Origin of the sequence: Janthinobacterium tructae, assembly GCF_006517255.1 — a bacterium.
GTDB lineage: Bacteria > Pseudomonadota > Gammaproteobacteria > Burkholderiales > Burkholderiaceae_D > Janthinobacterium > Janthinobacterium tructae.
On the sequence record NZ_CP041185.1, the window covers coordinates 5543841 to 5560135 of the forward strand.

Annotated in this window: 16 protein-coding genes; 10 read left to right on the forward strand and 6 right to left on the reverse strand. The window is 64.4% G+C overall.

The genetic code is table 11. The features are described from left to right. Positions 1-41 precede the first annotated feature (41 nt). Complete coding sequence (locus FJQ89_RS24360) at positions 42-869, reverse strand: HDOD domain-containing protein (protein WP_141172039.1); 828 nt, start codon at positions 867-869, stop codon at positions 42-44. A gap of 152 nt (positions 870-1021) precedes the next feature. On the opposite strand from FJQ89_RS24360, the gene FJQ89_RS24365 reads away from it, so the two are divergent. From FJQ89_RS24365 to FJQ89_RS24375, 3 genes are all read left to right on the forward strand, one after another. Next, positions 1022-3085, forward strand: coding sequence for a M13 family metallopeptidase (locus FJQ89_RS24365; protein WP_141172040.1), 2064 nt, complete (start codon positions 1022-1024; stop codon positions 3083-3085). A gap of 67 nt (positions 3086-3152) precedes the next feature. After that, on the forward strand, positions 3153-3803 hold the full coding sequence (locus tag FJQ89_RS24370; protein WP_141172041.1) for a class I SAM-dependent methyltransferase: 651 nt from the start codon (positions 3153-3155) through the stop codon (positions 3801-3803). Positions 3804-3967: 164 nt separating this feature from the next. Then, on the forward strand, positions 3968-4153 hold the full coding sequence (locus FJQ89_RS24375; protein ID WP_071079044.1) for a CsbD family protein: 186 nt from the start codon (positions 3968-3970) through the stop codon (positions 4151-4153). Positions 4154-4383: 230 nt separating this feature from the next. Here FJQ89_RS24375 and FJQ89_RS24380 read toward each other — a convergent pair whose 3' ends face one another. From FJQ89_RS24380 to FJQ89_RS24390, 3 genes are all read right to left on the reverse strand, one after another. Then, positions 4384-6594, reverse strand: a complete 2211-nt coding sequence (locus FJQ89_RS24380; protein ID WP_141172042.1) for a S9 family peptidase — start codon at positions 6592-6594, stop codon at positions 4384-4386. Positions 6595-6793: 199 nt separating this feature from the next. Continuing rightward, positions 6794-7633, reverse strand: coding sequence for a PhzF family phenazine biosynthesis protein (locus FJQ89_RS24385; protein ID WP_141172043.1), 840 nt, complete (start codon positions 7631-7633; stop codon positions 6794-6796). A gap of 18 nt (positions 7634-7651) precedes the next feature. Next, positions 7652-9046, reverse strand: a complete 1395-nt coding sequence (locus tag FJQ89_RS24390; RefSeq protein ID WP_141172044.1) for an MATE family efflux transporter — start codon at positions 9044-9046, stop codon at positions 7652-7654. Positions 9047-9236: 190 nt separating this feature from the next. On the opposite strand from FJQ89_RS24390, the gene FJQ89_RS24395 reads away from it, so the two are divergent. The 6 genes from FJQ89_RS24395 (at position 9237) to FJQ89_RS24420 (ending at position 14245) form a co-directional block, all read left to right on the forward strand. Then, positions 9237-9896 (forward strand): beta/gamma crystallin-related protein, encoded by a 660-nt coding sequence (locus tag FJQ89_RS24395; RefSeq protein WP_141172045.1) that lies wholly within the window; start codon positions 9237-9239, stop codon positions 9894-9896. 168 nt (positions 9897-10064) lie between these two features. Next, complete coding sequence (locus FJQ89_RS24400; protein ID WP_141172046.1) at positions 10065-10937, forward strand: beta/gamma crystallin-related protein; 873 nt, start codon at positions 10065-10067, stop codon at positions 10935-10937. Positions 10938-11039: 102 nt separating this feature from the next. Beyond that, complete coding sequence (locus tag FJQ89_RS24405; RefSeq protein ID WP_168208520.1) at positions 11040-12029, forward strand: beta/gamma crystallin-related protein; 990 nt, start codon at positions 11040-11042, stop codon at positions 12027-12029. Between the two features lie 160 nt (positions 12030-12189). After that, the gene (locus FJQ89_RS24410; RefSeq protein ID WP_141172048.1) at positions 12190-12879 is read left to right on the forward strand and encodes a beta/gamma crystallin-related protein; all 690 of its coding nucleotides are present in this window, start codon (positions 12190-12192) and stop codon (positions 12877-12879) included. Between the two features lie 130 nt (positions 12880-13009). Beyond that, on the forward strand, positions 13010-13930 hold the full coding sequence (locus FJQ89_RS24415) for a DnaJ C-terminal domain-containing protein (protein ID WP_099760326.1): 921 nt from the start codon (positions 13010-13012) through the stop codon (positions 13928-13930). A 3-nt stretch (positions 13931-13933) separates the two neighbouring features. Beyond that, on the forward strand, positions 13934-14245 hold the full coding sequence (locus tag FJQ89_RS24420; protein WP_071079037.1) for a chaperone modulator CbpM: 312 nt from the start codon (positions 13934-13936) through the stop codon (positions 14243-14245). A gap of 3 nt (positions 14246-14248) precedes the next feature. Here FJQ89_RS24420 and FJQ89_RS24425 read toward each other — a convergent pair whose 3' ends face one another. Both FJQ89_RS24425 and FJQ89_RS24430 read right to left on the reverse strand, forming a co-directional pair. Beyond that, the gene (locus FJQ89_RS24425) at positions 14249-14476 is read right to left on the reverse strand and encodes a hypothetical protein (RefSeq protein ID WP_141172049.1); all 228 of its coding nucleotides are present in this window, start codon (positions 14474-14476) and stop codon (positions 14249-14251) included. A gap of 50 nt (positions 14477-14526) precedes the next feature. After that, positions 14527-15441 (reverse strand): LysR family transcriptional regulator, encoded by a 915-nt coding sequence (locus FJQ89_RS24430; RefSeq protein WP_141172050.1) that lies wholly within the window; start codon positions 15439-15441, stop codon positions 14527-14529. A gap of 134 nt (positions 15442-15575) precedes the next feature. Here FJQ89_RS24430 and FJQ89_RS24435 point away from each other — a divergent pair, with 134 nt between their 5' ends. Then, positions 15576-16181 (forward strand): FMN-dependent NADH-azoreductase, encoded by a 606-nt coding sequence (locus FJQ89_RS24435; protein WP_141172051.1) that lies wholly within the window; start codon positions 15576-15578, stop codon positions 16179-16181. Positions 16182-16295: the final 114 nt, after the last annotated feature.

Here is a 16295-nt window from a genome sequence, read left to right on the forward strand (position 1 = left end):
CCCGCATGGATGCTGGGGAGACGATTCCGGCCGCGACCGGTTTATTTGACGAGTTCTTCCAGTCCCGCACTCAGTTCGGCAGGCGGCGGCATCCTGTCCACCAGCACGGACGGCGGTAAACCGAGCGCTTCAGCCACTTCATTCGGGTAGCAGGCGATGATTTCTTCATTGCTCAAGGCATTTTCCTCGATGCGCGCGCGCCAGGAAGCCAGGTGCACGATGGCGGCCAGCCGGTTCAGGGGCGTCTTGGCCAGCGGATCGGGAAAGGCGGCGATGGCCTCGGCAAAGGTGGCAGGGAACTTCCAGCGGCGCGTCAGTTCGGCGCCCACTTGCGCATAGTCATAGCCCAGCGACACCCGTTCCGCATCAAGCCGGCGCGCATCGAGCGGCGGCGCGATCTTGTCGAGCTGCATGGCTTGCTCGGGCATGGCGGCATGGATCACCAGTTGTCCGATCGCATGCATCATGCCGACGGTGAACGCCAGGTCCTGGTTGTCGCCCGTCTGTCTGGCGATCCAGCGGGCCGACACGGCGCTGTGCAGGCTGTAGCGCCAGAACTGCGGCAGATTCAGGCCGGGCACGGTCTTGTAGCCGCTGACCAGGCCCGAGCTGATGACGAGGGTGCGCACGGTCACAAAACCGAGCATCAGCACGGCGTCTTCCACCGTGCCGACGCTGCGCGAGACGTGGTAATAGGCCGAGTTGGCCAGCCGCAGCAGCTTGGCGCTCAGCACCGGGTCCGCTCCCAGCTGGCGCGCGATGTCTTCGGTGGCAATGGCGGGGTTGTCGAAACTGCGCACCAGTTCATTGACGATCTTCGGGGCGGCAGGCAGGGCGTGGGGTTGCTGGAACAGCGCTTCCAGTTGCATGGCAATCTCCTTTGGCGTACACGCGGCACGGGGTCGTTCAACTATAAGCTGATTTTTTGTCCGCATGAAAAAAAGTTTGGGGATGGTTGTCGGGCCCAAAAAAGGTATGATTTCAGGCTATGATTTTGGCTATTTTCATCGAAAGGATCGCCATGCACGGTTTGCGTTTTTCCTGGCCCCGCACGCCAGTCCAGGCTGCCATCGTCATCGCCCTGGCCGGCGTCTCGCTGGCCGGTTTTCCGGCTCAGGCGCACGGCCAGGCCGCCGGCGCCACTGCCGCTGTCCCCGTCAAAGTCTTGCCTGGCGACGACTTCTATGACTACGTGAATGGCGACTGGCTGCGCAGCACGGAGATTCCCGCCGACCGCAGCAGCTGGGGCTCGTTCGCCATCCTTGCCAACGCGACCAACGAGCGCATCATCGGCCTCGTCGAAGGCCTGGCGGCGGCGCCACAGACGGATGCCTCCGCGCGCCAGGTCAGCGATTTTTACCGTTCCTGGATGGATGAAGCGGCTATCGAAGCGAAAGGCTGGGCGCCGATCAAGCCCTTGTTGACAAAGATCAATGGCATACGCGACCAGGCAGGGCTGGCCCGTGCGCTGGGCGAGAGCTTGCGCGCCGATGTCGATCCGCTCAACGCCACCAATTTTCATACGGAAAACCTGTTTGGCCTGTGGGTGGCGCAAGACTTGAACGACACCACGCGCAATGTGGCTTACCTGCTGCAGGGCGGACTGGGCTTGCCCGACCGCGCCTTTTACCAGGGCGACAGCGCGCGCATGCAGGGCTTGCGCACGGCTTACCAGGCGCATATTGCCGCCATGCTCCGGCAGGCCGGCTACAGCGATGCGGCGGGCCGCGCCGCGCGCGTGTTTGCGCTGGAGCAGCAGATTGCCGCCAGTCACGCCAGCCGCGAAGATTCGGCCGATGTGGTCAAGGGCAATAACGCGTGGCGCGCCGCCGACTTCGCCAGCAAGGCGCCGGGCCTGGACTGGAAAGCTTTCTTCCAGGCGGCAGGGCTGGGCCAGCAGACGGATTTCATCGTCTGGCATCCGACGGCCATGACGGGCAGCGCGGCGCTGGTGGCGAGCGTGCCGCTGGCCACCTGGAAGGATTTCCTGGCCTTCCACGCCATCAACCATTTCAGCACGATTCTGCCGAAGGCGGCCGCCGAGCAGCGCTTTGCCTTCTATGGCAGCACCCTGAGCGGCACGCCGCAGCAGTCGCCGCGCAGCAAGCGGGCGCTGGAGGCGACGAATGCGGCCCTGAGCGATGCCGTCGGCAAGCTGTACGTGGAACGCTTTTTCCCGCCGGAATCGAAAGCCCGCGTGCAAGACATGGTGACGAATATCGTCGCCGCCTTCTCGCGCCGCATCGACAAGCTGGACTGGATGGCGCCCGCCACCAAGGCGCAGGCGCAGGAAAAACTCAAGACCCTGTACGTGGGCGTGGGCTATCCCGAGCGTTGGGACAGCTATGCGGGCTTGCGCGTGGTGCGCGGCGACGCGCTGGGCAATGTGCAACGGGCGGAACAGTTTCACTATCGCCGGGAACTGGCCAAGCTGGGCCAGTCGCCGGACCGCAAGGCCTGGGCCATGCCGGCGCAGCTGGTCAACGCCGTCAACCTGCCGCTGCAAAATGCGCTGAACTTCCCCGCCGCCATCCTGCAGCCGCCATTCTTCGACCCGCAGGCATCCGATGCGGCCAACTATGGCGGCATCGGCGCCACCATCGGCCACGAGATCAGCCACAGTTTTGACGACCAGGGTGCGCAGTTCGACGCCCAGGGCAAGCTGCGCGACTGGTGGACACCGGCCGACCTGGCGCATTTCCAGTCGGCATCCCAGCAGCTGGTGGCGCAATTCGCGGCCTACAAGCCGTTTCCCGACCTGGCCGTGAATGGCCAGCTGACCCTGAGCGAAAACCTGGCCGATCTGGCCGGCGTGGCGGCCGCGCATGATGCGTTCACGCTGTCGCAACAGGGCAAGCCGGCGCAGTCGAACGCGGACCGCGATTTCTTCATCGGCTACGGCGTCAGCTGGCGCAGCAAGGCGCGCGAAGCGGCGGCGCGCCAGCAAATCCTCACGGATGGCCATGCGCCGGCGCAATACCGCGCCGCCACCGTGCGCAACCTCGACGCCTGGTATCCGGCCTTCGACGTCCAGCCGGGGCAGCAGCTGTACCTGGCGCCGCAACAGCGTGTGCGCGTCTGGTAGACATAAGCGGTGCCGGACGGGGAGTCGGCCGGCAGCGTAAAATGCGCCCATCGATGACAGGAGCGCCATGAAGCCGACCCCGCAGCAAGATCAGCAAGACCCCATCCACGCCATCACGGGGCGCACGCTGGCCCATTACGATGCCAGCGCCGAGCAGTTTTTCGAAGGCACGCGCGACCACGATGTCAGCCAGAACATCGCCGCGCTGCTGGGGGCCATCGGCAAGCCTGCGCCGTTGGCGATCCTCGACCTCGGTTGCGGCCCCGGCCGCGACCTGAAGGCGTTCACGGCCATGGGCCATCACGCCACGGGCGTCGATGGCTGCCCCCGCTTCGTCGAGATGGCGCGCGCCTACAGCGGCTGCACCGTGTGGCAGCAGGATTTCGTCGACCTTGATCTGCCTGCCGGGCACTTCGACGGCGTGTTCGCCAATGCCGTGCTGTTCCACGTGCCCAGCGCCGTCTTGCCCGGCGTGCTGCGCGCCCTGTACTCCTGCCTGAAGCCCGGTGGCGTACTGTTCAGCTCGAACCCGCGCGGGCAGAACCAGGAAGGCTGGAATGGCGCGCGCTATGGCAGCTACCACGACGAAGCGACGTGGGCCGCGTACGTACAGGGCGCCGGTTTTACCTTGATCGAGCAGTACTACCGTCCGCCCGGCTTGCCGCGCGACCAGCAGCCGTGGCTGGCCACTGTATGGCGCAAGGATTTGACGGCCTGATCGACGATGTTGGCGCTGTGTTAGGAACCGTACAGAGCCTTTGATCGCCACTGCGTATTATGAACACATCGACACGCAGCAAGCAGTTTGCAACAGCGTGTGAGCCGCAGTACCGGCCCTTGCGGGCTGGACAACAGATGTACCAACTACAGTGAGGATCCATCATGAACAAAGATCAAGTCGAAGGTAAACTGAAGGAAGTCGGCGGTAAAATCCAGGAAGCCGCTGGCAAAGTCGTCGGCAACGAAGAACAGCAAGCCAAGGGCCTGGCAAACCAGGTCGAAGGCAAAGTGCAGAAGAAGGTTGGCGACGTCAAGGATGCAGTAGAGACCATCACCCGCAAGCCTTAATGGCAGACACCTGACAAGACCTGCTGCGCGTCGCGACTTGCGGCCTGCGATGCTCACTGCCTCGGCGGCCCCGTGCACAGCACAGTTCCGCTTCTCGGCCACGTGGCTTCCGCTCGCTACGGTCCTGTCAGATGTCGTTACTGTGCTTGATCGCATTAAGTTCAGTACAAAATAAAAACCGCCGCCTGTCGCAAGACAGGCGGCGGTTTTTTATTGGATGCAGCGCAAACTTACTGTGCTGGCTTCATCAGGTTCTGCTTGAAGAACATCTCAATTTTCTTGTAGACATGGCGCTGGCCCGCGCGCGACGAGATGCCGTGCTTGGCGCCCGGATACGTCATCAGGTCGAACTGCACGCCGCGGTTCACCAGCGCGTCGATCAGGCGCGTGCTGTTGCTGAACAAGACGTTATCGTCGGCCATGCCGTGCACCAGCAGCAGCGGCGACTGCAAGCCGTCCAGGTGGGCGAACACGGTGCTGGCCTTGTAGCCATCCACGTTTTCCTTCGGCATGCCGAGGAATTGCTCCGTGTAGTGGGTGTCGTACAGCGACCAGTCGGTCACGGGCGCCACCGAGACGCCCATGGCGATCTTGCTTGATGCGGCCGACAGCAGGCGCAGGGTCATGAAGCCGCCGTAGCTCCAGCCGAACACGCCAATGCGTTTCGCGTCAACGAAACTTTGCTTGCCCAGCCAGTCGATGCCGACCAGTTGATCGGCCACTTCGGCCGCACCGAGGTTGTGATAGATGGCGTCCGTGAACGCGCGTTCGCGGCGCGAGGAACCCCGGTTATCCAGGCGGAAGACGACAAAGCCTTGCTGCGCCATGTACTGGTCGAAGTTGTTGCCCCAGCGGCGCGCCACGTGCTGCGAGTGCGGGCCGCCATACGTCGACAGGTAGACGGGATAGCGTTTGCCCGCGTCGAAGTTCGACGGCTTGACGATGGAATAGTGCAAGGTCTGGCCATCGTTGGCTTTCAGGGTGCCGTATTCCGTTGGCAGGTGGTCCGCCTTGTACTTGAAATACGGATGGCTGGCGTTGAGCGCATTTTCTTCCAGCCAGCCCACCATGGCACCGTCCGGGCGGCGGATGCTCACTTGCGGCGGCGTGGCCGGGTCGGAATAGGTGTCGACGAAGACTTCACCATTGCGCGAGAACGTCGTGTCGTGCCAGCCATCGGCTTTCGTTACGCGCTGCGGCTTGTCGGCCGTGCTGCCATCGAGGGCCAGGGCGTAGGTCTGCTTGTCGATCACGGCGTCGCGGTTCGACGATACATAAACCTTGCCGGTTTTCTGGTTCACCGCCAGCACGCTGTCGATGCCCCATGCACCCGACGTGACCGGGTGCAGCAGCTTGCCGCCCATGTCGTACAGGTACAGATGGTTGCGGCCCGTGCGCTCGGACGACCAGAGGAAGGTGCCGTTCGACAGGAAGCGCAGGTCGTCATGGATGCTGACCCAGGTTGTCGACGTTTCCGTCAGCAGGGTGCGCTGCGCCAGGGTGGCTGCATCGACAGCCACCAGGTCGAGGGTCTTCTGGTCGCGCGACTGGCGCTGGTAGACCAGCGACTTGCTGTCCGCACTCCAGTCGGCGCGCACCAGGTAGATGTCCGGGTTCGTGCCCAGATCCACCTGGCGCTGCGCGCCCGTTTCCGGCGAGACGATCAGCAGCTGCACCAGCACGTTCGGGTCGCCGGCGGCAGGGTAGCGCTGCTCGACGACGTCGGTGCGGTCGGCGAAGATTTCGAAGCGGCGCACCACGGGCACCGGTGCTTCGTCATAGCGTTTGTAGGCGATGGCAGAATCGTCGGGCGCCCAGTAGTAGCCGGTGCGCTGGCCCATTTCTTCCTGTGCCACGAATTCGGCTTCGCCGTTGCGGATCGTGCCCTTGCCATCGGTGGTCAGCTGGCGTTCCTTGTCCGTCTTGAGGTCGATCACATAGATGTTTTGATCGCGCACAAACGACACGTAGCGGCCTTTCGGCGAAATTTTCGGGTCCAGCACATTGCCCTTGGCGACCAGGCGCGCCTTGTCCGGGTGGGCCGCGTCGACCAGGTACAGATTGCCGGCCAGCGGCACCAGCAGCTGCTTGCCATCGGGCGACCAGCTGTAGCTGAGAATGCCGTTCAGGCTGGCCGTGCGCTCGCGTTCGCGGCGCGCCTGCTCTTCGGGCGAAATCGTTTCATTCGGCACCAGCGCCTTCGAGTCGACCAGGCGGTGCGTGCTCTTGTCCTTCAGCTTGAATTCCCACAGGTCGAGCTGGAACTGGTTGTCGGCGCGCCCGCGCAGGAACGTGACGCGCTCGCCGTCGGGCGAGACCTTCAGGTTGCGCACGCCGGGGCCGGCCAGCGCCGGATCGGCATGGATACGTTCCAGGGTCAGCTTTTCAGCCGATGCGGGAACGCTGGCCATCGCGGCCAGAAAACAAAGAATAAAACGCATGGATGTCTCGGTAGTTGGAAGAATGAATAACGCTGCATGCCAAACAGGGCAGGCAGGATTGAGCGTTGCCTAAGCGTAAGACGATACCAGAGCGTGCCTGTTTATGCGATAGCCCCGGCCACGGAATAAGACGTTCCTGGCCGTATTTCCTTCGTCAAAAATATCCAACAGCCGCCCATTCCATGGCGCTTTCACTGGTTCAGGCCAATATCGTACCTGCTATCACGGTCAGGCATGCGCCGCCTATCCAGGCGTGGCCATCGCGGAAATTGACGGACACGCGGCCGTCGCGCTGCAAACAGGTGCCCTGGCGCACGCGGTAGTCGGCGCCTGCCATCAGGTGCGCGATGCAGGCGTTGGCGCTGCCCGTGACGGGATCCTCGACCAGCGCGCCGTGCTCGCTGAGCAGCGCGCGCACTTCGTAATCGGCCGGCCCACCGGCGCCGTGCGCGCCGTAGAGTGCCAGTCCGTCAGCCATTGACGCTGCCAGCAATGCCGTCATCGCCGCGATGTCGGCATGGACGGCCAGGCAGGCCGCAGCGCTTGGCAGCGGCACGCACAGCCAGCGGATGCCCATGTCGACGACGGTGCCGCCAGCGGCCGCCGCGTCGCCCAGTGCCGTTTGCAGCAGCGGCAGCAGCGCGGGGACGAGCGAGCGCGTGGTGCAGGGCGGCGCCTCGAACGCCAGTACGCCGCCGGCGCCGCGTTCTATCTGCACCAGGCCGACGCCGCATTCCTGCACGATGCGCGCGCCCTTGGGCCGCATGCCCGCATCGAGCAGGGCATGCGTCGTGCCCAGGGTCGGGTGGCCGGCGAACGGGAATTCCATCTCGGGCGAAAAAATCCGCACGCGGTAATCGGCTGCCGGGTCGCGCGGCGCCAGCACGAAGGTGGTTTCCGACAGGCCCGTCCAGCGCGCGATCGCCTGCATCTGCGCGTCATCGAGGCCGTCGGCGTCGAGCACCACGGCCAGCGGATTGCCCATGAACGGCACCGTGCTGAAGACATCGACTTGCCTGAAGGGGCGGGGCTGTGGCATGGCGGTTTCCTTGTCGGCTTATCGGGCGGCGCGCAGGCGCTGCAGCGACAGGCGGTTCAAATACCAGGTCAGCAGCACGGCGGCCACCGTCAGGCCCGTGACGAGGCCGATCCAGAAGCCGGCGGCGGCCATCGGTTCGGCCGGCGACCAGATGAAGCCTTGCGGCGCGAGGCCCAGCACATAGCCGATGGGCAGCGAGAAACCCCAGAACGCCAGCAGCTGGATCAGCATCGGCTGGCGCGTCACCTTGTAGCCGCGAATGGCGCAGGAAGTGGCCACCTGCGTAGCGTCGGACAGCTGGAACAGGGCGGCGAACAGCAGCAGCTGCGCGCACAGTTCCTGCACCTGCGGATCGGACGTATAGGCTTGCGCGATCTGGTGGCGGAAGACGGTGATGGCGGTGGCCGAGACGATGGCCGCCGTCAGCGACATGGCCACGCCCACCCACGAAATGAAACGTGCGCGGTGCAGATTGGCTTCGCCCACGGCATGGCCCACGCGCGTCACCAGCGCGATGCCGAAAGTGAGCGGCACCATGAAGACGACGGACGAGAAATTCAGGGCAATCTGGTGCGCCGACACCTGGATCACGCCGAAGCGCGCCACCAGCAGGCTGATGACGCCAAAGGCGCTCACTTCGGCAAAGTAGGTGACGCCAATGGGCAGGCCCAGGCGCAGCATGGGGCCGATGGACGACGGCTGCGGCCATTCCCAGTGCGTGAATGGATACGTGGCATGGTAGGCGGGCGCGATCCTGATCCAGGCCAGCATGGCCAGCAGCATCATCCACACGCAGCAGGTGGTGGCCACGGCGCAGCCCACGCCGCCCATCTTCGGCATGCCCCAATGGCCGTAGATCAGCAGGTAGTTGACGAGAATGTTCAGCGCCAGCGCGGCCAGCGCGATGACCATCACGGGCTTGGTCTGGTTGATGCTGGTGCTGTAGCCGTACAGCGCGCGGTAGGCGGCGAACGGCGGCAGCGCGCAGCTGATGATGTGCACGAACAGCTTGGCCTTGGCCGCCACGGCGGGTTCGAGCATCAGGTGGTCGAACACCAGCGCCGCCATGTTCGTCAGCAGGCAGGCCACCAGGCCGACGAGCAGCGCCTTCCACAGCGACTGGCGCACGATGTGCGGCACCTGGTCGTGGCGCGCGGCGCCGATTTCATGCGCTACCAGGGTATTGATCGCCATCATGATGCCGCTCACGGTGACGAGCACGATGGACCAGATGGCCGCGCCCAGCGACACGGCCGCCAGTTCCTCGGGATTCGTATGGCCCGTCATCGCCACGTCGGCCGCGCCCATGCCGACGGTGGCCAGCTGGCCGATCAGGATGGGCCACGCCAGCTTCCACAGTGAGGAAATTTCAGTACGGACGGCAGGCAGGGTGAATGAGGTAGTGTGTGGCATAGGCGGCAACCTTGACTAAACACAACATTCTACTGGCATTCGCCGTGCTTGTCCGTCGAGGCATTCCTGACCCCCGGGCGCGGTAATCATTTGTTACAGCCAAGTGGGCCAGTCGCGGATAGACTGCGCGCTCTATTTGGCAAAATGACCAAATAGTCACACCGTACTATCCTGACTATGGAGTAAGACCATGTTGAAGAAAGCCTTGAACTGCGCCCTGTTGCTGGGTGCCGCCATGACGGCCGAACTGGCCGGCGCCGGCGAACTGACCCTGTATTCGCGCGACGATTATCACGGCCGCTCGCACACCGTGCGCGATGCCGTCGCCGACCTGGAAGATGTCCGTTTCAACGATACGACGCAAAGCATCCGCGTGCGCTCGGGACGCTGGGAAGCGTGCGAGGAAGCCGATTTCCGAGGTGCCTGCTTTCTGCTCGAGGCTGGCGAGTATCCGTCGCTGGACGGCCATGCCAACAAAATCACCTCGCTGCGCGAAGTGCGCGGCGGCTGGGACGGTCATCCGGGCCGTGACCGGGATCGAGATCGGGATCACCGCCGGGAGCGCGACCGGGAGCGCGGCCATTTGCCAGGGCGCTCGCTGGGCGGCGAACTGACCTTCTATACGCGCGATGATTTCGCCGGCCGTAGTCTGACCGTGCGCAATGGCGCTGCCGACTTGCGCGAGCGCGATTTCAACGACACGGTGCAAAGCGTGCGCGTGCGCTCCGGCTATTGGGAAGTGTGCGAGGACGTGGATTTCCGTGGCCGCTGCCGCACGCTGGGTCCCGGCGATTACGCGAGCCTGGAACGCCTGAGTAACCGCATTTCGTCGGTGCGCGAAGTGCGCTGACGCGGGGCTGGCAAGAGTGGCCGGTCCCTGCGGGGGCCGGCTATTGCTTTTGGTAACAATTTATTGTGCTTTTCCCATACTTTGTTACACCGTTTTTTCTACGGATGGCTACACTGACATCAGTTGTCATGTCGATCACTTGCCTTTGCCGCCACCGGAGACCACCCCATGAATCGCCCGTTCGCCTTTGCCCTGCTGTGCGCCAGTTCGTTGTTTGTCCACCTCGCGGCGCAGGCCGGCGAAATCCGCCTGTACACCGATGATAATTTCAAAGGCAGGGTAGTGGTTTTGCGCGATACGACCGATGACTTGTCGCGCGTCAATTTCAACGATACCGTGTCGAGCATCCAGGTCGATGCGGGCAGCTGGGAGGTGTGCAAGGATGCCGATTTCAAGGGCGATTGCAAGACGCTGGAAAGAGGCGATTACCGCTCGCTGCCGGGCATGAACGATAAAATTTCGTCCGTGCGCGAAATCGGCGGCGGGCAGGGGAGCGGCAGCAGCGGTGGCCGCCGCGCGGCGCTGGAACTGTATGCCGACAGCAGCCAGCGCGGCGCGTCGGCCGGCGTCAATTCGGACCGCGACGACCTGGTCGACATCAGCTTCAATGACCGCGCCAGCAGCGCGCGCATCGAGCATGGCTACTGGCAGTTGTGCAGCGATTCCAACTACCGTGGCAGCTGCCGCGTGTTCGGCCCTGGCAGCCACGATGACCTGGGCAGCTTGAATGGGCGCGTGTCGTCGGCGCGCCTGGTCGATCCGCGCGAAGAGAACCGTCCGCAAAATGACGCGGGCCTGGTGGTGCTGTACGGCCGCGCATTTTTGAAAGGACCCGGGCTGCAGGTGAACCGCGACGTCAGCGACCTGGTGCGCCTGAACTTCAATGACCAGGCCGAATCCATCGCCGTGAACGAAGGCACCTGGGAAGTGTGCACGGATTCCCAGTTCAACGGCACCTGCGAGCGCATGGGACCGGGCAAGTATGAAGTGCTGAACACGGCGCTCGACAAGCGCATTTCCTCGCTGCGCCGCCTGTACTGAGCGTGTGATCGGGCCGTCCGCTTGGCCTTGTATTTGTTACACTAACACCCTGGCGTTTTGACCAGGAAAATCATCACCAAAGAATGAAGAATGGAGTTAATCATGACGGGCCCTTTCAAACATGCTGCGGCATGCGCCGCAACCTTGCTGCTGTCGCTGGCGGCCCACGCCGGCGCCCATGCGGGCGAGATCACCCTGTTCGAGGACGACAATTTCCGTGGCCGCGCCGTGACCCTGCGCGAGACGACGGACGACCTGTCGCGCATGGGCTTCAATGACAAGGCGTCGAGCATCATGGTACGTTCGGGTACGTGGGATGTGTGCACGGACTCCGGTTTTCGCGGCAATTGCCGCACCCTGGGGCCAGGCGAATACCGCTCTTTGCCGGGCATGAACGACGCCATCACTTCGGTGCGCGAATCGGGCCGCGGCGATGGCTACAATCCGGGGCGTCCGGGACGCGATCCAGACCGTGGCAATGGCGGCTATGGCCGTGGCGGCACCCTGGAAGTGTATTCGGGCGCCGGCCAGAATGGCGGCTCGGCGCGCCTGAACCGCGATACGGACGATTTCGTCGGCATCGGTTTCAATGACCGCACCACCAGCATCGTCATCCATAACGGCTACTGGCAGCTGTGCAGCGATTCGAACTACCAGGGCACCTGCCGCATCTTCGGCCCCGGCCGCCACGATGACCTGGGGCGTGGCCTCGATGGGCGCGTGTCGTCGGCGCGCATGGTCGACGAGCGCGAAGCGCGTCGCCAGCAGCAGTACGATCAACAGTACCAGCGGCCGCAATACGAGCAGCAGTATCCGCAGTATCAGCAGCCGCAGTACCAGCAGCGCGGCGCCGTCCTGCTGTTCCCCGAGGCGGGCATGCGCGGCGAACCGCTGGCGCTGGACCGCAATGCGGAAGACCTGGTGCGCTACAATTTCAATGACCGGGCCTCGTCCATCGTCGTCAACGAGGGCCAGTGGGAAGTGTGCAGCGATTCGAACTTCCGTGGCCGCTGCGAAGTGATCGGGCCGGGCGAATACGGTCGCCTGAACAACATGGAAAACCAGATTTCCTCGCTGCGCCGCGTGCGCTGATTTTCTCCAGTACACATGCTGACAGGCCGCCTGCCGGGTTGCTCCCGCCGGGCGGTTTTTACATTCGCTGCCGTGCGCTGACATTTGCTTGCCCTTTGTTACACTCGCCGCCTGCCGCCTGGACTACACTGGCGAAAATGTAATCAGTATTGGAGTTGTCATGGTTCGATCTTTCCGGCCCGCGCTGCTGTGCGCGGCCACCTTCCTCGCCCCCCTTGCCGCATCCGCGGGCGAAATTACCTTGTTCGAGGACGCCGGTTTCCGCGGCCGCCAGGTCACCCTGCGTTCCGACGCGGGTGATTTGTCGCGCATGGGCTTTAACGACAAGACGTCCAGCGTCATCGTGCGCTCGGGCACCTGGGAAGTGTGCAAGGACGCCAACTACCGGGGCAACTGCCGTACCTTCGGGCCGGGGCGCTACGACAGCATGCCGGGCATGAACGACGCCATTTCCTCCGTGCGCGAAGCGGGACGCCCGGGCCATGGCGGCGGCCACCGCCCCGATCACCGTCCCTACCCGCCGCGTCCTCCGCGTCCGGAGCCGGAGCGTCCTCATCCCGGTTATCCAGGCCATGGCGGCGGACACCGTCCCGACATGAATGGCGCCGTGCTGATGTTTCCTGACGCCGGCATGCGCGGCCGGCCCGTGCGCCTGGACCGAGAAGTGCGCGACTTGAGCCGCTATGGCTTCAACGACCGCGCCGAATCGATCGTCGTCAATTACGGCCGCTGGGAGTTCTGCGTCGATGCCAACTTCCGTGGCCGCTGCGTGGCGATGGGGCCAGGCAGCTACGGCCGCCTGCACGGTGGCCTCGACCGCCGCATTTCCTCGCTGCGCCGCGTGCGCTAGGCGTTCGGCCTTCCCTTCCAGCGCCCGCGTGCCCCATGTTTCGCGGGCGCTGTTGTATTGTGCGCACGCTATGTCACACTCAATTCGTGTACTCTTCCCATAGGCAGTTCAACCATGGGGAGCAAACGCGGTGGAATACAAGGACTACTACAAGGAACTTGGCGTCGAAAAGACGGCGACCGAGGCCGAGATCAAGAAGGCGTACCGCAAGCTGGTACGCAAATACCACCCCGACGTGAGCAAGGAACCGGACGCGGACAAGCGCACCAAGGCCCTGAATGAGGCCTACGGCGTGCTGGGCGACGCGGAAAAGCGCGCCGCCTACGATGAACTGGGCCGCAACCAGGGTGCGCAGGGCCAGCCCTTCCGGCCGCCGCCGGACTGGGGTTCGGGTTACGAATCATCGGGCGCCGACGACAGCGACTTCTTTGCCGACCTGTTTGCCCACGTGGGCGGGCGCCGCCGCGCCGGCGGCAGTTTCCAGATGCAGGGCGAAGACAGCCACGCCGCCATCACCATCGATTTGCACGACAGCTACCATGGGGCCAAGCGCCACATCGTCATGCGCGTGCCCGAAGCGGATGCGCAAGGCCACGTGGTGACGCGCGAGCGCACGCTCGAAGTGACGATACCGAAAGGCGTCACGGAGGGCCAGCAGCTGCGCATGAAGGGGCAGGGCAATCCTGGCAGCGGCGGCGCGCCCGCTGGCGACCTGTATCTGGAAATCCGCTTTCAGCCCGATGCACGCTACAAGGTGGAAGGGCGCGACGTGTTCGAGACGGTGCCCGTCACGCCATGGGAAGCGGCGCTGGGCGGCGAAATCGCCGTGCCCACGCCATCGGGCACAGTGGCCGTCACGGTGCCGCCCAATTCGCAGACGGGGCGCAAGCTGCGCCTGAAGGGGCGCGGCATTCCCGCCGCCCAGCCGGGCGACCTGTATCTGCTGCTGGAAGTGGTGCTGCCGCCAGCGAACGATGACAAGGCGCGCGAATTGTATGCAACCATGGCGCGCGAGATGGCTTTCAATCCGCGCCAGAAGCTGGGAGGGTAAATCATGACAAACAAGGTAATTGGCGAACTGCTCGAAGATCGTGCCCTGAGCCTGGAGGAACTGGCGCGCGCCTGCGCCGTGGAGCCGGACTGGGTGGTGCGGCATGTGCAGACCGGCGTGCTGCTGCAAAATGGCCCGCCGGCGGGGCAACTGACGGCCTGGCGCTTCACCAGCCTGGATCTGGTGCGCGCGCGGCGCCTGCACGAAATCGAATCCGTGTTCGATGCGAACGCCGAACTGGCCGCGCTGGTGGTCGATCTGTCGGAAGAAGTGGCGCGCCTGCGCCGCCGCCTGCACGTGCTGGGCGTCGAGTAGCCTTCAGGCCGGGTCGCCGTGCCGCTGCACGGTGATCCTGCCGATATAAAACTGCCCGTCGATGACCACCCGGTGCGGGATGCCGGCCACGTCGAAGCCGGGGCCGCCGTCTTCCATCCATTCCAGTGCCAGCGAGTCGAACTGCTGTGGCGTCATGCGCAGCATCTGCGCCGTGATGACGAAGCGCGCGCCAGGTTTTTGTTTGTTGACGAAGTCGTCGATGCCGGCCATGGTGGTTCCTTATCAATGTATGCGCGCATGATACCCGCCCGCGCGCGCATCTAAAAGACTTGTTCCAGCAACGGCAACTGCTCCGCAAAGCGCTCGGTCAGCCACTTGCCCGCCTGGCCGGGCGGCGTGTCGGCGCGCTGGATCAGGTAAATCGGATAGTTCTCGCCCTTGTCGACGGCCAGCGGCAGGTGCATCAGCCGTCCCTGCGTCAAATCTTCGCGCACCATCGCTTCTGGCATGTTGCCCCAGCCCAGACCCGCGCGCAGCAAGGCGTGCTTGGAACCGAGGTCGCCCAGGCGCCAGTTGCGCAATCCCAGCACGCCGAAATCCTGGCCCTGCGTCAGATCGCTGCGGTCGCTGAGCACCAGCTGCACGTGTTCGCGCGCCACGTTGGAGGCGATCGGGCCGTCCAGCTGCGCCAGCGCGTGGCTGGGCGCGGCCACGGGAATCAGGCGCACGTGACCGACGGCCAGACGTTCGAAGACGCTGGCCGTGGCCGTCATCCAGCCGCCGAGGCCGATGTGGCAACTGCCATCCATCACCAGCTGCGCCACGGCACCCATGGCTTCGATACGCAGGCGCAGGGCGACGGTGGGAAACTGCGCCTGGAACGCCTCCAGAATGCGCACCAGCACGCAGGTGGGGAACATCACGTCGACCACCACCGACACTTCCGCCTCCAGTCCGCCGGCCAGCGCCTTGGCGCGCGCGCGCATGCCATCGACCTTCAGGGCCACGGCGCGCGCATCGGCCAGCAGGGCCTTGCCCGCGTCCGTCAGGGTGGGCTTGCGCTTGCCGCGGTCGAGCAGCACCACATTCAGTTGTTCTTCCAGGTTGGCGATGGTGTAGCTGATCACCGATTGCGTGCGGTGCAGCTGGCGCGCTGCATGGGCGAAGCCGCCCGCGTCGATGACGGCGACAAACACGCGCAACTGGTCGAGCGAAGGCTGGCCCGGTTCTCTCATGGAAACTCCCTATCTAGAAATTCGATGCTAACCATTGATATTTATACGGTTTCATCGATGGTAGACCCGAACTATGCTGTGCGCAAGGGCTGCGACGTGGCCCATCCCCTCATCCATTTCCACAGGAGCAATTCATGAGCAAGGTCTTGTACATCAATAGCAGCGTGCGCAACAGCGGTTCCCTGTCGCGCCAATTGTCCGGCGAATTCGTGGCGAAACTGGCCGCGCAAGGTGCCAGCGTGGTCGAACGCGACCTGGCCGTGCAACCGGTGCCGCACCTGACGGAAGAGGTGATGGGCGCCTTCTTCGCCCCGGCAGAGCAGCGCAGCGCGCAGGCGGCCGCCGCCGTGCAGCTGTCCGATACCCTGGTCGACGAATTGCTGGCCGCCGACGTGCTGGTGCTGGCCGCGCCCATGTACAACTTTTCCGTGCCGTCGACCCTGAAGGCGTGGATCGACCACGTGGCGCGCGCGGGCCGTACTTTCCAGTACACGGCGACGGGGCCCGTCGGCCTGGCCACGGGCAAGAAAGCGGTTATTTTCACGGCCAGCGGTGGCGTCTACAGCGCAGGGCCGGGCGCCGCGTATGACTACCTGAGCACCTATCTGCGCACGGCGCTGGGCTTCATCGGCATCACCGACATCGAGTTCGTGCAGGCCGAAGGCGTGGCCATGGGCGAGGAGGCCGTTGCCAGCGCGATCGCTAAGGGCCGCGCCTCGATCGAAGCCCTGGCCGCCTGAACCAGGCCTTCAGAGGGATCGTCAATCTGCCATGGTTGACATAAGCTTGCCGGCGGCACGCCCCGTGTCAGCCCGGCGAGCGGTTCGCCATGACAACTTCATCCAGCGCTAACC